This window comes from Curtobacterium sp. MCBA15_004, assembly GCF_001865055.2.
Lineage (GTDB): Bacteria > Actinomycetota > Actinomycetes > Actinomycetales > Microbacteriaceae > Curtobacterium.
Genome location: NZ_CP126266.1, coordinates 1,367,901 through 1,385,875, shown reverse-complemented (window position 1 = coordinate 1,385,875; position 17,975 = coordinate 1,367,901). Strand labels below are relative to the sequence as shown.

Genomic DNA, 17,975 nt, shown 5'->3' with positions numbered 1-17,975 from the left:
CGAAGGGTGACGACCGGACGTGGGCCGGCCCACGAGCGGAGGCCGACCGCGCCCGCCGGGATGAGCGCCGGACCGGTGCCTTCCCCCGAGTGCGTCCGACGAGCTGGCTCACGCCGACTCCGGCAACTCGGCGTCGTGCAGCTCGATCATCGACGCGCCCCCGGTGTGCACGACGACCTGCCCGCGGAGCCGGACGGACCGTTCCGCGAACGCACACGCACAGGCGTCCACCCACTCCCAGTCGACCGGGAACAGCCGCGACTCCCCCGGGCGCTCCCAGACCACGACCACCTCGACCGCGGTGGTGTCCGCGCAGACCTCGGCGACGAGGGTGGCGAAGTCCTCGACGTGCTCGTCGGGCTCCCACGGCAGGTCGGACACCGGCAGCAGGAACGGCACCGGCAGCGCCCGTGCGTCGAGGAACAGCACCCAGCACTGTCGTCGGAGCGGCTTGCCCACCACCCCCTCGACGAGGGCGACCACGTCGGCGTCGGTACGGGCGGGGGTGGCGAAGAGGCGGTCGAGTTCGTCTGTTCCGGTCATGCCACGAGCCTCCCGTGGCGGGTCGCTCCGTCGTGGCCGCGCCCACGAACCTGTGGACAGCGCGGACTGCTGACCGCCCTGTGCAGGAACGAGCACCGATCGCGCCGCACAACGGAAAGCAGCTCGCGCCACGAGATTCCGTGGCGCGAGCTGCTTTCCCTTGTGCGAGAGACGCCGCGGCCGCCGCGCGGCCAAGGCGCCCAGCCCGGCCGCCCCCGCAGCCCCGCAGCCCCGCGGCCCCGCAGCCCCGCCTCAGCGCGACCGGCGCCCGGCGCCCCCGCGCGTCGACCAGAGCGCCCACGCGATGAGCACCGGCTGCCCGAACAGCCGGGCGACGCGCTTCTCGTCGGTGTCGAGCCCGAACGCGTCGCGCCGGTTGACCCACTGCGCGATGTTGCCCGGGAAGATCGCCGTGAAGAACAGCGCCGCGATGTTCCCGACCGTCCGGCGACGCCCCCGGGGTGCGAGCAGGAGCGCGCTGCCGAGCCCGATCTCGGCGACACCCGAGGCGAGCACCGTGGTGTCGACGTCGAGCGGCACGAAGTCCGGGACCTGTGCGCGGAAGTCACGGCGGGCGAAGGTGAGGTGGCTCGTCCCCGCGAAGACGAGCGCGAGGCCGAGGAGGACCCGGAAGAAGGAACGCATGCCTCCATGCTGCTCCTCCGACCGGCCGGTTCGCCAACCGCCACCCCGGTGCGGCCCGACCGCCGCGACGGACACCGGCGTGTCCCCTCGGTAGGTTCGAGCCATGGGAGCTGCGACGCGCGACCACGAGCCGCCCGCCGCCCCGGCCACCGCGGCCGTGCTCCTCGCCCCGTTGTCGCTGTGGATGGGGATCATCGTGCCCGCCGCCGGCATGGGGAGGCACGTGTTCCTCGGCCTCGTGTTCGGGGTCGTGTGCGTCCTGAGCGGGGTCCGGGCGCTCCGCATCGCCGGCCGCCGCCGCGCGGTCCGCGTGTGGGCCTGGGTCGGGATGCTCCTCGGGGCCGCGGGGCTCGCGATGCTCGCCTGGCAGTTGCTCACCTTCGCGACCGACGGCGCGTTCCCGCCGCCGTTCTGGTCCCCCTACGCGCGACGCTGACGACCGTCGGGCCACGGGACACGATGGGGAGGCGCACCCGACGCCCGCCCCGCCGCGCCCGCGAGCAGACCACGGGACGGGAGGCGCGCCACCCGCCCGCCGCTCCGGTCACGCCGACGGACGGTCAGGCCGGAGGCACGCGACCGGCGCCCAGCGCCGCCCGAGCGAGCAGACGAGCGGTCGGGAGGCGCGGCGACGGTCCGCCACGTCACGGACGCGGGCGGACGGTGCGGACGCACCGCGCGCCTCCCAGCACGCCACGTCGCGGAGGTGAGCCGACAGGCGGGCGCGAGCCGCGCCTCCAGGCACGCCACGTCGCGGAGGTGAGCCGACCGGCGGGCGCGAGCCGCGCCTCCAGGCCGGTCACGTGACCGACGCGGGCCGACCGGAGGAGGCGTGACGCGCCTCCCGGCCTCCTCCGATCGGACGACGCCCGTCACCAGCCGAAGGTGCCGGCCCCGCCCTTGAACGGCCCGACGATCGCCGAGGTGATCCACCCGCCGTAGAAGTCGCCCTCCTGCGCCCGGACGACCTCGCCACCGACCTCGCACGAGTCCATCGCCGACGGGTAGATCGCGACGCGGTCCCGCAGCTCCTCGTACCCCGGCTCCGGCGTCGGGTAGTTCCACGCGGCACGCGGCGCGACGACCCCGTCGCCGCCGACCACGTCGAAGTAGCGCGCACGCCCCTTGAACTCGCACATGCTCGACCCCGCGGCCGGGCGCAGGTCCATGCCCGCCATCGGCAGGTAGTACACCGGCGGGTGCGAGGTCTCGAGCACCCGCACGGCATCGGTCGTGTCCGCCACGACCGCACCGCCGAGCCGGACCACCACGCGCTCGCGGACCGCCTCGACGGCGGGCGGGCGAGGGTAGTCCCAGACGGACTCCTGACCGGGACCGGGGACGACTCGTTCGGGGCGACGCATGACCCGGGTCTACCACCGTCGCCGTCGGAGGAGCAGAGTGGTCGGGTGACGACGACGACGCAGGGAATCTTCCGACGGAAGCCGATCGACGCGATCGACGACGAGGCGGGCGAGGGCGAGGGCGGCCTGAAACGCCACCTCGGCCTCTGGCAGCTCACCGCGATCGGCATCGGCGGCATCATCGGCGCGGGCATCTTCACCCTCGCCGGCACGGTCGCGACCGGGGTGGCCGGGCCGGCCGTGCTCATCAGCTTCCTGGTCGCAGGGGTCGCGAGCGCCGCGGCCGCGCTGTCCTACGCCGAGTTCGCGGGGATGATCCCGAAGGCCGGCAGTGCCTACACGTACGGGTACGCCGTGCTCGGCGAGGTCGTGGCGTGGTTCATCGGCTGGGACCTGCTGCTCGAGTACACCGCGATCGTGGCGGTGGTCGCGATCGGCATCTCCGGCTACGTCGGCTTCCTGGTCGGGCAGTTCGGCGTCGACCTGCCCGCGTGGATGCTCGGGGCGCCCGGCACCGGCGACGGGCACGTGGTCGACGTGTTCGCGATCCTGCTCTGCCTGCTCACCGCGTTCGTGCTCACCCGCGGCATCCGCAGCGCCGCCCGGTTCGAGTTCGTCGCGGTCGGCATCAAGGTCGCGCTCGTGGTGCTCATCGTCGTGCTCGGGGTGTTCCACATCAACAGCGCCAACTACGACCCGTACTTCCCGTTCGGGTTCGGCGGCGTGATGACCGGTGCCGCGACCGTGTTCTTCGCCGTGTTCGGCTACGACGCGATGTCGACCGCGGCCGAGGAGTCCGTCGACGCCCGCAGGCACATGCCGAAGGCGATCCTGCTGTCCCTCGGCATCGCGATGGTCCTGTACGTCCTGGCGACCCTCGTGCTCACCGGCATGCAGAAGTACACCGAGATCGACCCGGCGTCGGGCTTCTCGTCGGCGTTCGCGTCGGTCGGGCTCGGCGGCGTCGCGAACGTCATCGCGATCGGGGCCATCGTCGGCATCGTGACCGTGCTCGTGACGTTCATGCTCGGCGCCTCGCGCGTCTGGTTCTCGATGAGCCGCGACGGCCTCATGCCGAAGTGGTTCGCCAAGACCGACCCGAAGCGGCACGTCCCCACCCGCGTCACGTGGATCCTCGGCGGGGCGTCGGCCGTCCTCGCGGGCGTGCTGCCGATCGGCATCGTCGCCGAGCTGACGAACATCGGCATCCTGCTCGCGTTCGTGGTGGTCTGCTCGGCGGTGATCGTGCTGCGCTACCGGCAGCCCGACCTCGACCGGCAGTTCCGGCTCCCGTTCATGCCCGTCGTCCCGGCCATCGGCGTGATCGCGTCGCTGTGGCTCGTCACGTTCCTGCAGTGGGAGACGTGGGTGCGGTTCGCGGTGTGGTTCGCGATCGGGCTCGGGGTGTACTTCGGGTACTCGCGGCGGCACAGCAAGCTGGCCGGATTCGGGGCTTCTACGCCTCCGCAGTCCGCAGCTGGTCCGCAGAAGCCGCCGACGAGCTCATGAGCGTCGCCGCGGCGACTCGCGTTCGGTCCGCGGCATCCGGCCACAGGTGGGCGTAGACCTCGAGCGTGATCGACGGTGAGCTGTGCCCCATGGCCTTCGCGACCGCGACCGGGTCAAGCCCGGCGCGGATGAGGCCCGACGCGTAGTGGTGCCGAAGATCATGGGGTGTCACGCCGGTCACGCCGGCGGCGCGGCACGCGTTGACGAAGTAGTGCCGGAGCGCGGTCGGCGACGGAGGGCTCCCGAACAGCCACCCCTCGTTCCCGTACACCCCGATCGTCTCGACGTGCCGCGAAAGCCGCAGCAGGAGCTCGTCGGGCACGGGAACGACTCGCTCCGATCCGTGCTTCGGCGCCACGACATCGAGGCGGCCGACGCGGTTCTGAACCTGGCGCTGCACATGAATGCTCCGTGACGGGAGGAACCCGACGTCCTTGAGCTGCAGGCCGGCGGCCTCTCCGATGCGGAGCCCGGCGTAGGCCATGACATCGACCAATGCACGGTGCGCGGGATCGAGGTGCTCTCGGATCGCACGCACCTCGGCGCCCGTCGGCACTCGCATGGAGTGCTCGGTCTTCCGGATCGCCGGGAGCTTCACGCCCTCGAGCGGGTCTTGCGCCAGGCGACGATCGAGCATCGCTGCGCGGAGCACGATGCGGACGTACGCGACCCGCGTCTTCACGGTCGACGGCGCGAGCGAGCTTGCCAGAGCCTTGACGTACGCCTCCCCGTGTGATCGCCGAAGCTTCCCGAACGGAATCGAAGCGAAGGAGCACCCGGCGAGGGCGCGATCGGCTGCCCGGCGAGTCCCCTCAGCCCAGAGCTGCTGCCCGACCCAGTCGGCGTAGAACTCGGCGAGCGTGCTGCGCTGCGCTGCCGGCGCGACGTACGTACCCGTGAGGCGGGACGAGGCGACCTCTTCGAGCCACGCCTGACCGTCGCGCTTCCGCTCGAAGTGTCGGGCGTGTTCGCGGCCGTCGTCGTCTCGGTAGCGGGCGCGCCAGGCGCCGTCGGGTCGCTGGCGGATGCTACTCACCAGAGTCCTCCCCGACTGCGTCATCTACCGAGATGGCCGCGACGGTTTCAACGAGCGATCGGATGGCATCACGTGCTTCGACCGTGCGACACCGCGTTGCGATGCTCCGCAGCACCCAGTTAGCCCGCAGCTCAGCTTCGATGGTGCTCATCAACTCTGGTGCCGTCGTGTCGAACGCGGCTGGGTTGCTCTCGATGAACCAGTCGATGCCATTCGCCTCGTCCGCCACTAAGCGGACCGCTTCCCCGGCAGCCATCAGAAGATCATCCAAACGCTTCCGGCGCTGGATGTACTCCTCCTCTGGTGGAGTCTCGTCACCGAGAAGGTCGAGTGAGAAGCCCATCTTCCGTGCGACTAACAGGGCCTCACTCAGACGCAGCGCACGAGTGCCCTTCTCGATGCGCGATATTGCGGACGCGTCGAGCGGTAGGCCGGCGGTGGTGAGCAAGTCGGCCAGGGCCTTCTGACTCATGTTGACCGACCTGCGCCGGTCAGCGACCTCGCGGCCGAACCGCTCTTCGAGGGTGGGAGTGGTGTGTTGCACGATCACATCCTATTGCGAGACGCGCATGGTTGTGTAATGCTGTTCCTGCACACAGTTGCAGCATCGCAATCCGGAGGAAATTCGAACATGCCCACACTCGAGACACCGCGACTCCGTCGGCTTCTCACGCTCGCCGAAGCGGCCGAAGCGCTTCGGAAGAACGAATCGCAGCTGCGATGGATGATCCAGAAGAAGACAGCACCACCGCACGCCAAGATCGGCGGTCGCGTGATGTTCGACGCAGACCGGTTGGCCGCCTGGCTCGACGAGCAGTTCGCGGAAGCGTCTTAAAGATGCGCCCCGTACCGAAAATCGCCCCCGAAGCCCTGGCCGGCTCCGGAGGCACCGTCCACAACATCCCCGCAGGAGACGCAATGAACAAGACAGTCATGACCGTAGCAGACGCCACCGACATCCACTGGTCCGACATCGACCAGGCCATCAACGCGGAGGACATCGTCGTCCTCGTCGACTGCCGTGAGCATGGATGCATGGCCGAGGGCACACCCCACCTGCTCGGCTGGGGCGACCTCGTGCAGCACAAGGCATTCGTCGCCAGCGAGGATGGACAACGCGTCGAGGTGATCAAGTTCGCCGAGTGCGACGAGGTGCCGGCCAGCGAGTCCCACTGGTACGTGGCGGGCTGGATCGAGGACGACGAGTTCAAGCTGACGCCCGAGCGCGTTGCCACGTTCGTCGCGAACTACAACAGCGCCGCTGCTCTCGCCGCAGAGCTGAACGGGGAGGCCCGCTGATGTCCACGATCTACGAGCACTCCGCCGGCCTCGTCAAGAACTGGGTCGGAACCTACGGCAACAGCGACATGCAGCAGATCTCCGACGACCTCGTCGAGGTCCTGCGCATCTGCCACGAGTACCGCAAGCCCGACGACAAGAAGGTGCCGGTCTACGACGCAGACGACCTCGGCGAAGCGATCTGCGCCTACATCAACGAGGTCTACTCGACGCCCGCGAACTTCGGCGACGCGTCCGACGGCGCCAAGCCGCAGCCAGGCAGCGTCAGCGAGGCAATCGACAAGATGCGGCCCGCGGCCGAGCTCGCAGCCGAAGCGTCCATGCCGCCCGAGCTCGACATCCCCGACCAGCACTGAACCACTCGCGGGCATCTGTAGCGACGTGCGCTACAGATGCCCGCCTTCACCCGAAGGAGAACGCATGAGCTGGACGAAGCTCGGCGACGAGTGGTGCCAGATGACTGCACTCGAGGACCTGTCGCACGCGGACCGTTGGCACTACCTCTGCCTGATCCAGTTCTGCTCCCGCACAGACAAGCGCGACGGCATCATGCGCGGCGTCGATGCCCGCCGGCAGTCGGACCACGCTGACCCAGCCTCCGCACTCGCCAACCTCGCCGCTGCCGACCTGCTCGCGATTGAGCCCGGTGACCGGTACCGGCTCGTCCGGATCGAGTCGGACGACCACCTGCCGTCCGACGCAACTCGCAAGCGCACCGAGGGCAACAAGCTGCGGCAGCAGCGCAAGCGCGCACACGACAAGGGCGACCACTCACTCTGCCGGGAGGACTCACCCTGTCACGCATCTGTCACGCGTGACGTCGGGACGGGACGGGACGGGACGGGCCGGGACAAGAGCACTAACTCAAAGCTAGTGACACCGACTTCGACGTGGCCCGTGGTCCACATCAGCAATGCGCCCGTCTGCGAGGTCTGCCTCATGCCGATGCAGAACACTTCACTGACGGTCTGCGCGACGGATGATGAGGCACACAACGACGCACGAATGAGGAGCGCATCATGACGCACGCAGACGACGCCGCACGGTTGGCGAAGAAGGTCGAGAAGGACAACCCCGCTATGGCCGGCATCATCCACGCTCTGCTCGCCCTCAGCGAAGCATCGAGCGCGTCGGACGGCTGGCACAAGCTGCAGGACTTCGATGACCTGCCAGACCAGCTCGAGCAGGACTACGTGTTCGAGTACGAGGACGGCAGCCAACAGAAGTGGCGGCTCAGCGCGGACAACGTCTCGAGCGTCGAGCAGTTCGTGCAGCCCGATCACCCGACGGTCTGGCGCGACTCGAACGACATCGTCGATCAGTGCGTCCGGTGGCGGTACGCATGAGCGCCCACCACCGGTCAGCGTCGTGGCGGTCGACCACGCGACAGCAGCGGCCCCTCATCGCGGCCTCCCTGCCCCGGCTGTGCGTCAACAGGTGCGGACACTCGGTGCTCCCCACTCAGGCGTGGGACGTCGGGCACATCGTCTCGGTCGAGCAGGGCAGGGCACGAGGGTGGACGACCGCGATGATCGATGCTCCGTCGAACCTGGGTCCTGCGCACGTGAAGTGCAATAGGTCCGACGGTGGCAAGGAAGGTCGCGCGAAGCAACTCGCGCGACACAAGTCAAGTAGGAGGCTCCTGCAGTGGTGATCACGCAGACCGAGAACATCGCTGATATGCAGGATTCCCGTTCTTTGAGCGGGGCCTTCGCTACCCCCCGCCTCGGCAGCAGCGATTTTCTATCCGGGACCTGGGATATCAGCCGTGACTCGGGCATCCCCCCGCTCCATCAGTCGAAGCTCAACGCGGATCCGGCTCTTCGTGAGGAGTTCCTCGAGGGCGCTCGGCTCATGGGGGTCTTCGGCGGCCGGAAGGAGCTCAAGCCGCAGCAGATGCGCCTCGCGGACGTCTGCAACGAGCCGGTGGACACTGTCGCGGTGCTGCTCCCGCGCCGGTCCACCAAGACGACGACGCTGTTCGCGCTCGCTCTGGGCCGGTGTGCCTCTCGGGAGGAGTACTTCGTCGGGTACACGACGTGCACGACGGGTACGAAGGCGCGGGACCGGTTCCGGAAGGACATCGTCCCGGTGCTCGAGCGGCTGTACCCGGACATGAAGGAGGCGCCGTTCAAGATCCGGAAGGCCGGCGGGTCGGAGCGCATCGAGTTCGACAACGGCAGCATCTTCCAGGTGCTCCCGCCACAGGGCGAGTCGTTCCGGTCGGACGCGTTCGACCTGATCATCCTCGACGAGGCGGGCGAGGCGTCGCCGGAGATGACCGAGGACCTCATGGCGGGCGCGCTCGCGACGATGGACACCCGCCCTGACGCGCAGCTGGTCGTCGCCGGCACCGCGGCGAAGTTCCGCGAGGGGAACCTCCTGTGGGAGACGCTTGTCGACGGGCGTGCGGGCGAAGCCGCGATCCTCGAGTACGCCGCACCCGACGACACCGACCTCGCCGCGATCGACAACACCGAACTCGAGAACTGGGAAACGGTGGAGCGGCTCGCCCTCGCGTCGCACCCGGGCATCGGCACGTTGACGACGACGGACGTGATCCGCAAGCGGTGGCTCAAGCTGACGACGCGGCAGTTCGCCGAGGAGTACCTGTCGATCTTCGGTCGCCTGGGCGCCGTCGAGACGTTCTTCGACATGGAGAAGTGGGCGACGTTCAAGGTCGGGAACGAGCTCCCGGCGATGCCGACGGACCGGTCGGTCGGGCTTGCAATCGCCGTGCACCCGGACCAGTCCTGCTCGGCGATCGTGGTCGCGTGGCGCGACGACGAGGGTCGCGGCTGCCTCGGCGTTGCTGACTACAGGAAGGGCACGAAGTGGCTTGCCCCGGCCGCCGCCACGCTCGCGGCGAAGCTCCGGACGCACATCGCGCACGACGTGCAGGGGCCGGTCGCGATCGTCGCCGAGGACCTCGGTCGCCTCCGCCCGCGACCTCGGCTGGCTCCGCAGAAGTGGCCTGACGTGCAGGCGTCGGCCGCACTGCTGAAGGCGGAGTTCGACGCCGGCAACCTCGCGCACTGGGATCAGCCGGACCTCACTGACGCGATGGCGCTCGTCACCCGCCGCGAGTCGACGAAGACGAAGGGTTGGGCGCTGGGCCGCGACGAGTGGGAGTCGTCGATTATCGCCGCCGAGGGCGCGGCCATGGCGCTGCGGTGGGTGGACCAGCACCCGTTCCGGAAGCGCGCCGAACCGTTCGCCGCCTAACGCCGGCACCACCACGCACCACTGTGCTACTATCTACAACAGAAGGGGCTGGTCGGTTGTAGGGAATCCACAACAACGGTGGTACGCTCCGGCTGTGGGACTCCTCTCCGCCCTCGGGCTCAAGCGCATCGAGCTCAAGCCCGTCGACTTGACGCTGGCCTCGCCCTGGCAGCCCGTCGGCGGGATGTCGCAGATCACGATCGCGGAGATCTGGGGAGCGGAGCTCGCGAACAACCTGCCCCTCGAGCGCAGTGTCGCGATGACAGTCCCAGCCATCGCCCGCGGCCGGAACCTGCTCGTCGGCGCGATCCAGCGGTTCCCGCTCGTGGTGCTCGACGAGAACGGGCCGCTCTCGACCCAGCCGACCTGGGCTTACCGCACCAGCGGCCCCGTCACGCCGCAGGAACGCATCGCGTGGACCGTCGATGACCTGATCTTCCACGGCGTCGCGCTCTGGCTCCGCGAGAACGGCTCGTCCGGGCAGCTCCTCGACGCCCGCTGGCACCCCCGCGCTGACTGGCGGATCACGGCGCTCGGCGTCGTCCAGGCCCGCGAAGCCAGCGACAGTGAGTGGGTCGACCTCGCCGACGACGACTACATCCTCATCAACGCACCGTGGGACGGCCTGCTCTCCGTCGGTGCACGCACGATCCGCGGCGCCCTCTCCACCGAGGAGGCGTGGGTCGGTCGCATGCGCAACCCGATCCCGCTCATCGAGCTAAAGGTCACCGACTACACCGAGCTCGACCCCGACGAGGTGAAGGGCCACGTCAAGACGTGGGCCGACGCGCGCACCGGCGTCAACGGCGCGGTGTCCTGGACGCCGCCGGGCATGGAGGTCGTCACACACGGCGAGGTCAAGGCGGACCTCTACACCGAGGCCCGGAACGCGATCCGCACCGACATCGGCTCGTTCCTCAACGTGCCGACGTCGATGATGGACGGCTCCCTCGCCGAGGCGTCCCTCACGTACTCGACGCAAGAGGGCAACCGGTCTCGCTTCCAGGATGAATCGATCCCGTTCTGGATCACCCCTATCGAGGCGGCCCTGTCGATGGACAGCGTCGTGCCCCGCGGGCAGCGTGTCCGCTTCGACCGATCCGAGGCGTTCTCGACGGTCGTCAACCCCACAGGCATCCCGGAGGCCGACTGACCATGACCGAAGTGATCATCGACGCTGGCACCCTCACCGCGTCCGACCAGGACCGCACCGTGACCGGTCTACTCGTCCCGTACGGCGAGGAGTGCCGATCCAACCTCGGCCGCTTCACCGTCGGCACCGGCGCGTTCACGCTGCCGGACCCGTCCGTCGTCGGCTTCAACGTCGAGCACGTCCGTGAGGACGTCATCGGCCGGGCTACCGACGTACGGGAGACCCCGGAGGGCGTCGTCGCGACGTTCTCCATCGCCCCGGGCGATGACGGCGACGCCGCCCTCGCCGACATCAAGGCCGGCAAGCGCAAGCACCTGTCCGCGGAGGTCGCGAACGTCGCGATCAAGGCAGGCAAGGCCGTCGGCGGAAAGCTCTTCGGAGGAGCGCTCGTGAAGACCCCCGCATTCCCCTCGGCGACGCTCCTCGCGGCGGCCGTCGACACCCCTGAACCCGTCGAGCCGGTCGCCCCGGACGACAAGGACGGCGAGACCGAGACGAAGACGGTGGTCAACGCCGACGGCTCGTCCACGGTCACGACCACCACCACGAAGACGGAGACCGCCGCCGACGGCACGGTCACCACCGTCAAGACCGTCTCGACCGAGACCATCGCCAAGCCCGCGGAAGAGCCCGCGGTCGAACCCAAGGAGGAGCCCGTGGGCGTCCCGAACACCCTCACGGCGTCGAAGAAGGGCGCCACCGAGAAGAAGGTCGGCAAGGCCGAGCTCTTCACCCTGCTCGCCGCGAACGACAAGGGCCAGGTGCACGGTCAGGACATGGTCGCACTCGCCAGCATGGCGAAGGCCACAGGCATGTTCGCCCTGTCCGACGTGAAGTACGACGGCACCGGCGGTGTGACGACCGGCATCCAGCTCCCCGAGTGGATCGGCGAGGTGTGGGACGGCCAGACCTACGCGCAGAAGTACCTGCCGCTGTTCGATCACGCCGACCTCACGAGCCTGCAGTACCAGGGCTTCCAGTGGGACGTGAAGCCCCACGGTGGCGACTGGGCCGGTAACAAGTCGAACGTGCCGTCGAACGTGCCGAAGTTCAAGTCGGTCACCGCGACCGCCGAGCGCTACGCGATGGCGCACGACATCGCGCGGGAGCTGCAGGACCTCCGCGTGTTCGGGGACACGAACTTCTTCGACATGTACTTCCAGGCCGGCGCGGAGGACTACGCACGCTGGGCAGACGGGAAGGTCTTCACCGCCCTCAAGGCCGCCGCGGAAGCGCACGTCGCCGACAACCCCGCCGGCCTCGACATCGGCCCCGCGATGTCCGCGATCATCGACGGCGCATCCGAGCTCGTCTCGAAGAACCTCGTCCCGCAGTTCGCCCTCGTCGGCACCGAGTACTACAAGCAGATCGGCAAGACGACGTCGAAGGACGCGCTCGCGTACCTGTCGGCTGCGATCGGCATCAAGGGCGAGGACGGGTCGCTTGAGGGCTTCCGCCTGGTGCCCTCGGCCGACATCGCCGGCACCGACGTGTACGTCGGCGTCTCGCAGGCGCTCACCGTCCGCGAGCTCTCCGGCAGCCCGCTCCGCGCTGACGCCCTCGACATCGCTCGAGGCGGCATCGACCACGGTCTGTTCGGGTACATCGGCGTCCAGGTCAACCGCGCCGACGCGATCGTCAAGGTCACCCCGTACACCGCTAGCTGACACACCGGCAGGGGTGCGCGAATCATGCACACCCCTGCCGCCCAACATGAGGGAGGCGACATGGCCGCGTTCATCCTCGGCGACACCCCGGTCGCCGACTTCGACTACGACGAGCCCGACGCCGTCGACGCCCCTGGTGCAACCGTCGCTGTGTCCGTCGCCGGGCAGACGATCGAAGCGCGGGCCACAGGCCGAGCGATCGAGGGCTCCTGGGACACGCTGACGCTGCCCGCGGCCGGTATCTACCCGGTCTACGTCGTCATCACCATCCCGGCGCCGCCCACCGTCGTCGACGGAGGCAACGCATCTTCCACGTTCACCAGCGTCCTCGACGGCGGGAACGCGTCAACCGTGTACGTCCCCAGCGCTCGGACGCAGCGTGTCCTCGTCGACTGGCTCGTGATCGTCGACCCCGAGGATCCCTGGCACGACGTCGTAACGGCCCGCCTCGAGTGGGACGGTGCCCCGAAGGCCGACGGGACGCTGCACCGCCTCCTCGACGTCGCCCGGGACCAGGTCGAGGCGTACGCGCCCGCCCTGGCCGCCGGGCAGCCGTTCCCGGAGCGCTACCGCGCCGGCCAGCTCATGCAGGCCCGGAACACGTGGAGCGCGTCTCTTTCGAACGGCGAGCAGCAGGTCGACGTCGGCGGCTTCACCGTCAACGTCCGCCCGCTCGACTGGGCCGTGAAGCAGCTCCTCCGCCCTGTCGGGAAGAAGGTGTTCGCCTGATGGGCCGCCAGAAGAACCCGGGCGAGCGGTACCGCGACTGGATCAAGGAGCAGCTTGCCCCGCTCCTGCCCCGCCGCTGGGACCTCGCCGTGTACACGCGCAAGCCCGACGACATCTCGCGGCCGACGGTGATCGTCACGCTGCAGAAGATCGAGCGGCTGCCGGAGTCCCCGCTCGGGTCGCAGCTCGTCACCTACCTCGTCACCGTGGTCGACCCCGCCGCCGACTGGTCGCAGGCCGACGCGCTCCTCGACGACGAGATCGTCGACCTGGTCAACGCGCTCGACGCGACGCGCAACGAGCGCGGTCTCCCGATCCTCCGCTGGACCAGCGCGGACCGGAACACCTGGTCCGACACGTACCTGGCGTTCGACATCACCGTCACCGCCGTCATCACCGCCACCCCGAAGGAGTAGCCGACATGGCTCAGATCACCACCCAGCCGATCCTGATGAACGCCGCCGTGCTGCTGCTCGGCACCGACAACTACGAGCTCACCGTGTCCAGCGCCGAGCTCGCGCCCACCACCCCGATGCAGCAGTTCAAGGGCGTCGGCGGGTCCGTCGTCCCGATCGTCGGCACCCCGTCGTGGCTGCTGAACCTCGCCTACGCGCAGGACTTCGCGACCGCGAAGAGCCTCGCAACGTACCTGCTGCAGAACGCCGGCAAGGTCGTCCCGTTCACGCTCCGGCCTGTGTCCGGCGGCCCGGGCTACAGCGGCAACGTCATGTGCCTCCCCGGCTCGATCGGCGGCGCTGTGGACGCAATCGCGTCGAGCTCGGTGTCGCTCCCGGTCTCCGGGCAGCCGACCGCTGCAGCGGCGGCCTGACGGATGGCGGGCAGCGGACGGATCTCAGTCCTCGTCTCCGACGAGCTGCAGACGCTGCTGTCCGCCCTCCGCACCGTCCCGAAAGACGTTCAGGGTCAGATCCGGAAGTTCACGAAGACCGATGCGCAACCGATCTGGCAGGACGAGATCCGGTCCCGCGTCTCAACGACCGTCGACGAGCGCGTCTTCGGGAAGACGGCCCGAGTCAGGGTGTCGAACCAGAACGTGAACCTCGAGGCCGCTCGGATCGGGAAGAGCCTCTCCGGCGGTGCGAAGCCGTCTGAGATCGCCCCCGGCCGGGAGTTCGGCCGGAACAGCGACCAGGCGGTCACCTACCAGACGCGGAGCCGCCTCGGTAAGTCGTACCGGGTCACCCGGCACACGAAGCGTCAGCTGCCCACCCGGAACACGAACGGCCGCGTCGTGTTCCCCTCGACTCGCAAGTCGATCCCCAGGTTCGCGTCCCTGTGGATCCAGACCGCGGCCCGCACCCTGTACGACGCATTCGACCAGAAGTGAGGTGACCCGTGCCCGGAGGATTCTCGGTCGCAATCGGCTCCGACACGCGGCTCTTCGAGCAGGGCGTGAAGACCGGCGTCATCGACCCCGTCGAGGACGCCCAGGAGGCCCTACAGGACCTGGCGCGGCAAGGTGAGCGCACCGGCGACGGGCTCGAGCGCGGCATGCGCGACGGAGAGCGGGCGCTCGACGACCTCGGCGACGCTGGGAAGGACGCCGGCCGCGATATCGAGTCCGGCCTCAAGGACGCCGACCGGGCACTCGACCGGGTCGGGGATGCCGGCAAGGAGGCTGGCAGCGACCTCGAGCGCAGCCTGAAGGACGCCCAGGGGCAGACCGGCAAGACGGCCGCCGAGTACGAGGAGATGGCCGAGAAGATCCGCGCGGAGACGGCCAAGATCAAGGCCAGCACGAAGGAAGGGTTCGAGGGCGCCGGCGGGGCCACGGGCGAGTTCAAGGACGAGGCGCTGTCGAACTTCTCCGAGATCACCTCGTCGTTCTCGGGCGACATGTCCTCGATCACCGACCTCGCGCAGGGCACGTTCGGTGGGCTCGCGTCCATGGGCGGGCCTGCCTCGCTCGCGTTCGGCGGCCTGGCAGTGGCCGTGGGCCTCATCGGGTCCGCACTCACCTCAGCCGGCGAGGAGTCCGACGAGTTCCAGGAGAAGATCCAGGACCTCGCGCAGACGAAGCTCGGCGAGCTCTTCGGCAAGTACGAGGACAGCGGTGACAGCCTGTCGCGGGGGCTCCGGAAGTGGGCCACGGACGCCGACTCGTTCGGCGGATCCCTCGACGACCTCCGCGAGCACACCCGGGAAGGCGGCCTCGAGTTCGGCAACTACGCCGAGGCGATCGCCACCCAGAGCGTCCCGAAGATGAAGGCCATGCGCAACGAGGTCGAGGCGCAGATCAAGACCCTGGACCAGCAGGCCGCCGCACAGCGCGGCGCCGGGGCTGGCACGTCGGCGCTCGCGAAGAAGTACGGCGAGCAGGCGGACGCGGCACGCGAGGTGAAGAAGCAGCTCGACGACAACCTCGCCGTCAACGACGAGTACGAGGAGAGCCTCCGGTCGGTCGCAGCGGCGATGGGGATGACCGTCGACGAGTACAAGCGCTCCCTCGACGCGGCTCAGGAGAACGAGAAGGCGCAGGAGGCCGCCAAGGAGGCCCAGGAGCAGCGCGTCGAGGAGCAGAAGGCGAAGCTGCAGGAGTGGGCCGACACGGTCGTGCAGGTCTACCAGCAGACCGCGGACTCCGAAGCCAAGGCGATCGACAATAGCGTGCTCAACGCGAGCGAGTACGCCGCCGGCCTCGAGCAGCGCACGGCCGCCGCCCGCCAGTTCGAGCAGAACATCCAGGCGATCGGCGAGCAGCTCCCCGCGGACCTCTTCAACTTCGTCCGCGACCAGGGACCGGGCTTCTCCGAGGAGATCGCGACCTACCTTTCCGCCTCGCCCGAGCAGAAGGCCCGGATTCAGGCTGGCTGGCAGGTGGCCGCGAAGGTCACTGCCGACACCACCGACGTCGACAAGGCCGCCGCGGACCAGGGCAAGAAGAAGGTCGACGGCCCGACGTCAGAGGTACGGGGCGACACGAAGGACCTCGACAAGAAGGTCGACGCGAAGGGCAAGGAGAAGCCCGACGGCCCGACCGCGCAGGTCCGCGCGGACACGTCGAAGGTCGACGAGGCGCTCAAGAAGCTCAACGGCCAGAAGGTCGCCGGCCCGACCATCGTCTACCAGGTCGACACGACCGCCGTGGACCGCGCGAACCGCCGCATCACCAGCAACCCGCTCACGCAGGTCGTGAACCAGCAGATCGGAACTCGGGTCCCCTGATGTCCTCCACCATCACCTCCGACCGCATCAGCCACACCTACGGGTACGCGTGGCTCGGCACCGCCGGCAAGTCCGCATCGACCCTCACCCGCGACGGCGTCGAGATCCGCCGCAACCTCTGCACGAACCCCGGCTTCGAGGTCGACACGTCCGGCTGGTCGACGTCCGGCACCTCCGCGACCACGTACGCGTGGACCGGGAGCGCCGGGGCGTCTACGTCGGTGCAGCGCGTGAACGGGACGGTGCGGCGCACGAATCGCGCGACCGTGCCGTCTGCCCTCTCGACGACGAACCCGTCCGCGGGTGGCGCGGGGTGGAATCCCCGTTGGTTCGGAGGTTCCGCGAACCAGGGCACCAACACCGTCGTCTCCGGCGCTTACGACGGGCCGGTGGCTGGGCTCACCTCCTATGCCCGCAAGACGTGGACCCAGATCAGCGGCGTCGCGTACGACTGCGCCTGGTCCCACACCGCCGGAGGCACCTCGGCACTCGCGGTGACCCCGGGAGCGCTGATCTCGATCTCCTCCTACATCCGCCCCTCGCGCAGCCAGTCAAGCTCGGGCACCGGGTACACGAACACCCGGATGGCGGTGCAGTGGCTCGACAGCACCGGCACCCAACTCAGCACGGCGCTGGGCCCGACGCCGGATGCGATGGTCGCCGGGCAGTGGACACGGTTCACGTACTCGGGGACCGTTCCCGCGGGCGCCGCGTACCTCTCCGTCTTCACGCAGGTCTACCTGGACCTGTGGCAGGTCGGCGACACGCTTGACGGCACAGGCCTCCTCATCGAGAACGCGGTGCTCGGGGCCTACTTCGACGGTGACACCCCGGGGGCGACACAGGGACTCGACGTGTTCCAGACGCCCCTCGCATCCCACTCCGGTCTCGCGTCGATGCAGGTCCGCTGGCGCAACCAGGTCGGGTCGCCGATGTACGCGGCCACCCAGGTCGGCGGGCTCGTCCCCGACACCGACTACACCGCTTCGCTCTGGGTGTCGATCCCTCGGCGGCTCTCCAAGCCCCTCACGGTCTCCGTGGTGACGAACGGCTACGACCTTGTCGGCCCCAACCCGATCACGCTGCAGGAGGCAACCGTCGGCTGGCAGCGGATCGTGATGCCCTTCCGCACCGCGACCGGCCGCACCTCCGCGGACATCTGGCTCGTGGACCCGAACAGCTACACCGGCGGGACCGTCAGCCAGAGCATCTACATCGACGACGTGCTCGTCGAGACGGGCGGGACGACGCTGCCCTACTTCGACGGGTCCACCCTCGGGTACGTCGAGTTCGAGAACACCAGGCCCCTGCTCGTGAACGGGTGGGAGGAGGAAGCCGACAGCCTCAACGTCGTCAACGCCGTCATCGGCGGCGGCTTCGACGTCACGCTGCGCGACGCGTCCCTCCGGAAGGGCGCGTTCGAGCTCGTGTATCCGGTGGACGACGAGGCTGCAGCCGCCGCGGCGTTCGCGATGCACCGACGGCCGACGACGCTCACGATCAGCGACTCCGACCGGCCGTCGATCGCGATGACCTACGTCGTCAACGGTCGCATCAGCCGGACCCTCGATCCGGACCGTATGTACTGGCTCATCCGCGTTGAGTACCAGGAGGTGTGA

Annotated in this window: 21 protein-coding genes; 16 read left to right on the top strand and 5 right to left on the bottom strand. The window is 69.2% G+C overall.

The features are described from left to right. Positions 1-108: 108 nt before the first annotated feature. Positions 109-543 carry a hypothetical protein gene (locus QOL16_RS06570; protein ID WP_065964780.1) on the bottom strand — a complete coding sequence of 145 codons (435 nt, stop codon included), beginning with the start codon at positions 541-543 and terminating at the stop codon, positions 109-111. 252 nt (positions 544-795) lie between these two features. Further along, the gene (locus QOL16_RS06565; protein WP_071285305.1) at positions 796-1,188 is read right to left on the bottom strand and encodes a hypothetical protein; all 393 of its coding nucleotides are present in this window, start codon (positions 1,186-1,188) and stop codon (positions 796-798) included. Positions 1,189-1,291: 103 nt separating this feature from the next. On the opposite strand from QOL16_RS06565, the gene QOL16_RS06560 reads away from it, so the two are divergent. Beyond that, complete coding sequence (locus QOL16_RS06560) at positions 1,292-1,624, top strand: hypothetical protein (protein WP_071285307.1); 333 nt, start codon at positions 1,292-1,294, stop codon at positions 1,622-1,624. A gap of 436 nt (positions 1,625-2,060) precedes the next feature. On the opposite strand, the gene QOL16_RS06555 is transcribed toward QOL16_RS06560, so the two are convergent. Further along, positions 2,061-2,552, bottom strand: coding sequence for a DUF427 domain-containing protein (locus tag QOL16_RS06555; RefSeq protein ID WP_065964783.1), 492 nt, complete (start codon positions 2,550-2,552; stop codon positions 2,061-2,063). 45 nt (positions 2,553-2,597) lie between these two features. Here QOL16_RS06555 and QOL16_RS06550 point away from each other — a divergent pair, with 45 nt between their 5' ends. Beyond that, positions 2,598-4,061 (top strand): amino acid permease, encoded by a 1,464-nt coding sequence (locus tag QOL16_RS06550; RefSeq protein ID WP_071285309.1) that lies wholly within the window; start codon positions 2,598-2,600, stop codon positions 4,059-4,061. Here QOL16_RS06550 and QOL16_RS06545 read toward each other — a convergent pair. Beyond that, positions 4,009-5,097 (bottom strand): site-specific integrase, encoded by a 1,089-nt coding sequence (locus QOL16_RS06545; protein ID WP_071285359.1) that lies wholly within the window; start codon positions 5,095-5,097, stop codon positions 4,009-4,011. The genes QOL16_RS06550 and QOL16_RS06545 overlap by 53 nt on opposite strands. Then, positions 5,090-5,641 (bottom strand): helix-turn-helix domain-containing protein, encoded by a 552-nt coding sequence (locus QOL16_RS06540; protein WP_139266500.1) that lies wholly within the window; start codon positions 5,639-5,641, stop codon positions 5,090-5,092. The genes QOL16_RS06545 and QOL16_RS06540 overlap by 8 nt, the downstream gene beginning before the upstream one ends. A gap of 36 nt (positions 5,642-5,677) precedes the next feature. On the opposite strand from QOL16_RS06540, the gene QOL16_RS06535 reads away from it, so the two are divergent. The 14 genes from QOL16_RS06535 to QOL16_RS06470 all read left to right on the top strand — a co-directional run bounded on the left by QOL16_RS06535 (position 5,678) and on the right by QOL16_RS06470 (position 17,975). Further along, complete coding sequence (locus QOL16_RS06535; RefSeq protein WP_254780325.1) at positions 5,678-5,932, top strand: AlpA family transcriptional regulator; 255 nt, start codon at positions 5,678-5,680, stop codon at positions 5,930-5,932. 83 nt (positions 5,933-6,015) lie between these two features. After that, positions 6,016-6,396 carry a hypothetical protein gene (locus QOL16_RS06530; protein ID WP_071285315.1) on the top strand — a complete coding sequence of 127 codons (381 nt, stop codon included), beginning with the start codon at positions 6,016-6,018 and terminating at the stop codon, positions 6,394-6,396. Beyond that, complete coding sequence (locus QOL16_RS06525; RefSeq protein ID WP_071285317.1) at positions 6,396-6,752, top strand: hypothetical protein; 357 nt, start codon at positions 6,396-6,398, stop codon at positions 6,750-6,752. The genes QOL16_RS06530 and QOL16_RS06525 overlap by 1 nt, the downstream gene beginning before the upstream one ends. 64 nt (positions 6,753-6,816) lie before the next feature. Continuing rightward, positions 6,817-7,419: a hypothetical protein gene (locus QOL16_RS06520; protein WP_071285319.1), complete on the top strand. Its 603-nt coding sequence runs from the start codon at positions 6,817-6,819 to the stop codon at positions 7,417-7,419. Beyond that, a complete protein-coding gene (locus tag QOL16_RS06515) occupies positions 7,416-7,742 on the top strand; it encodes a hypothetical protein (RefSeq protein WP_071285321.1) in 327 nt (108 codons plus the stop codon). Before QOL16_RS06520 ends, QOL16_RS06515 begins: the two co-directional genes overlap by 4 nt. Before the next feature lie 301 nt (positions 7,743-8,043). Continuing rightward, complete coding sequence (locus QOL16_RS06510) at positions 8,044-9,621, top strand: hypothetical protein (protein ID WP_139266501.1); 1,578 nt, start codon at positions 8,044-8,046, stop codon at positions 9,619-9,621. 94 nt (positions 9,622-9,715) lie between these two features. After that, positions 9,716-10,774 (top strand): phage portal protein, encoded by a 1,059-nt coding sequence (locus tag QOL16_RS06505; protein ID WP_071285325.1) that lies wholly within the window; start codon positions 9,716-9,718, stop codon positions 10,772-10,774. 2 nt (positions 10,775-10,776) lie between these two features. Continuing rightward, the gene (locus QOL16_RS06500; protein WP_071285328.1) at positions 10,777-12,441 is read left to right on the top strand and encodes a hypothetical protein; all 1,665 of its coding nucleotides are present in this window, start codon (positions 10,777-10,779) and stop codon (positions 12,439-12,441) included. Between the two features lie 60 nt (positions 12,442-12,501). Next, positions 12,502-13,170, top strand: a complete 669-nt coding sequence (locus tag QOL16_RS06495) for a hypothetical protein (protein WP_071285330.1) — start codon at positions 12,502-12,504, stop codon at positions 13,168-13,170. Next, the gene (locus QOL16_RS06490) at positions 13,170-13,586 is read left to right on the top strand and encodes a hypothetical protein (protein WP_071285333.1); all 417 of its coding nucleotides are present in this window, start codon (positions 13,170-13,172) and stop codon (positions 13,584-13,586) included. Before QOL16_RS06495 ends, QOL16_RS06490 begins: the two co-directional genes overlap by 1 nt. Before the next feature lie 5 nt (positions 13,587-13,591). Further along, positions 13,592-13,999, top strand: a complete 408-nt coding sequence (locus QOL16_RS06485; protein WP_071285335.1) for a hypothetical protein — start codon at positions 13,592-13,594, stop codon at positions 13,997-13,999. Between the two features lie 3 nt (positions 14,000-14,002). Continuing rightward, positions 14,003-14,518 carry a hypothetical protein gene (locus QOL16_RS06480; RefSeq protein ID WP_071285337.1) on the top strand — a complete coding sequence of 172 codons (516 nt, stop codon included), beginning with the start codon at positions 14,003-14,005 and terminating at the stop codon, positions 14,516-14,518. An 8-nt stretch (positions 14,519-14,526) separates the two neighbouring features. Continuing rightward, a complete protein-coding gene (locus QOL16_RS06475; protein ID WP_071285339.1) occupies positions 14,527-16,356 on the top strand; it encodes a hypothetical protein in 1,830 nt (609 codons plus the stop codon). Next, on the top strand, positions 16,356-17,975 hold the full coding sequence (locus QOL16_RS06470) for a hypothetical protein (RefSeq protein WP_071285341.1): 1,620 nt from the start codon (positions 16,356-16,358) through the stop codon (positions 17,973-17,975). Before QOL16_RS06475 ends, QOL16_RS06470 begins: the two co-directional genes overlap by 1 nt.

Bases quoted from the DNA above. Each gene is read 5' to 3' on its own strand.
- QOL16_RS06570 (WP_065964780.1), bottom strand. From the start codon at position 543: ATGACCGGAACAGACGAACTCGACCGCCTCTTCGCCACCCCCGCCCGT.
- QOL16_RS06565 (WP_071285305.1), bottom strand. From the start codon at position 1,188: ATGCGTTCCTTCTTCCGGGTCCTCCTCGGCCTCGCGCTCGTCTTCGCG.
- QOL16_RS06560 (WP_071285307.1), top strand. From the start codon at position 1,292: ATGGGAGCTGCGACGCGCGACCACGAGCCGCCCGCCGCCCCGGCCACC.
- QOL16_RS06555 (WP_065964783.1), bottom strand. From the start codon at position 2,552: ATGCGTCGCCCCGAACGAGTCGTCCCCGGTCCCGGTCAGGAGTCCGTC.
- QOL16_RS06535 (WP_254780325.1), top strand. From the start codon at position 5,678: ATGCTGTTCCTGCACACAGTTGCAGCATCGCAATCCGGAGGAAATTCG.
- QOL16_RS06530 (WP_071285315.1), top strand. From the start codon at position 6,016: ATGAACAAGACAGTCATGACCGTAGCAGACGCCACCGACATCCACTGG.
- QOL16_RS06525 (WP_071285317.1), top strand. From the start codon at position 6,396: ATGTCCACGATCTACGAGCACTCCGCCGGCCTCGTCAAGAACTGGGTC.
- QOL16_RS06520 (WP_071285319.1), top strand. From the start codon at position 6,817: ATGAGCTGGACGAAGCTCGGCGACGAGTGGTGCCAGATGACTGCACTC.
- QOL16_RS06515 (WP_071285321.1), top strand. From the start codon at position 7,416: ATGACGCACGCAGACGACGCCGCACGGTTGGCGAAGAAGGTCGAGAAG.
- QOL16_RS06500 (WP_071285328.1), top strand. From the start codon at position 10,777: ATGACCGAAGTGATCATCGACGCTGGCACCCTCACCGCGTCCGACCAG.
- QOL16_RS06495 (WP_071285330.1), top strand. From the start codon at position 12,502: ATGGCCGCGTTCATCCTCGGCGACACCCCGGTCGCCGACTTCGACTAC.
- QOL16_RS06490 (WP_071285333.1), top strand. From the start codon at position 13,170: ATGGGCCGCCAGAAGAACCCGGGCGAGCGGTACCGCGACTGGATCAAG.
- QOL16_RS06485 (WP_071285335.1), top strand. From the start codon at position 13,592: ATGGCTCAGATCACCACCCAGCCGATCCTGATGAACGCCGCCGTGCTG.
- QOL16_RS06480 (WP_071285337.1), top strand. From the start codon at position 14,003: ATGGCGGGCAGCGGACGGATCTCAGTCCTCGTCTCCGACGAGCTGCAG.
- QOL16_RS06470 (WP_071285341.1), top strand. From the start codon at position 16,356: ATGTCCTCCACCATCACCTCCGACCGCATCAGCCACACCTACGGGTAC.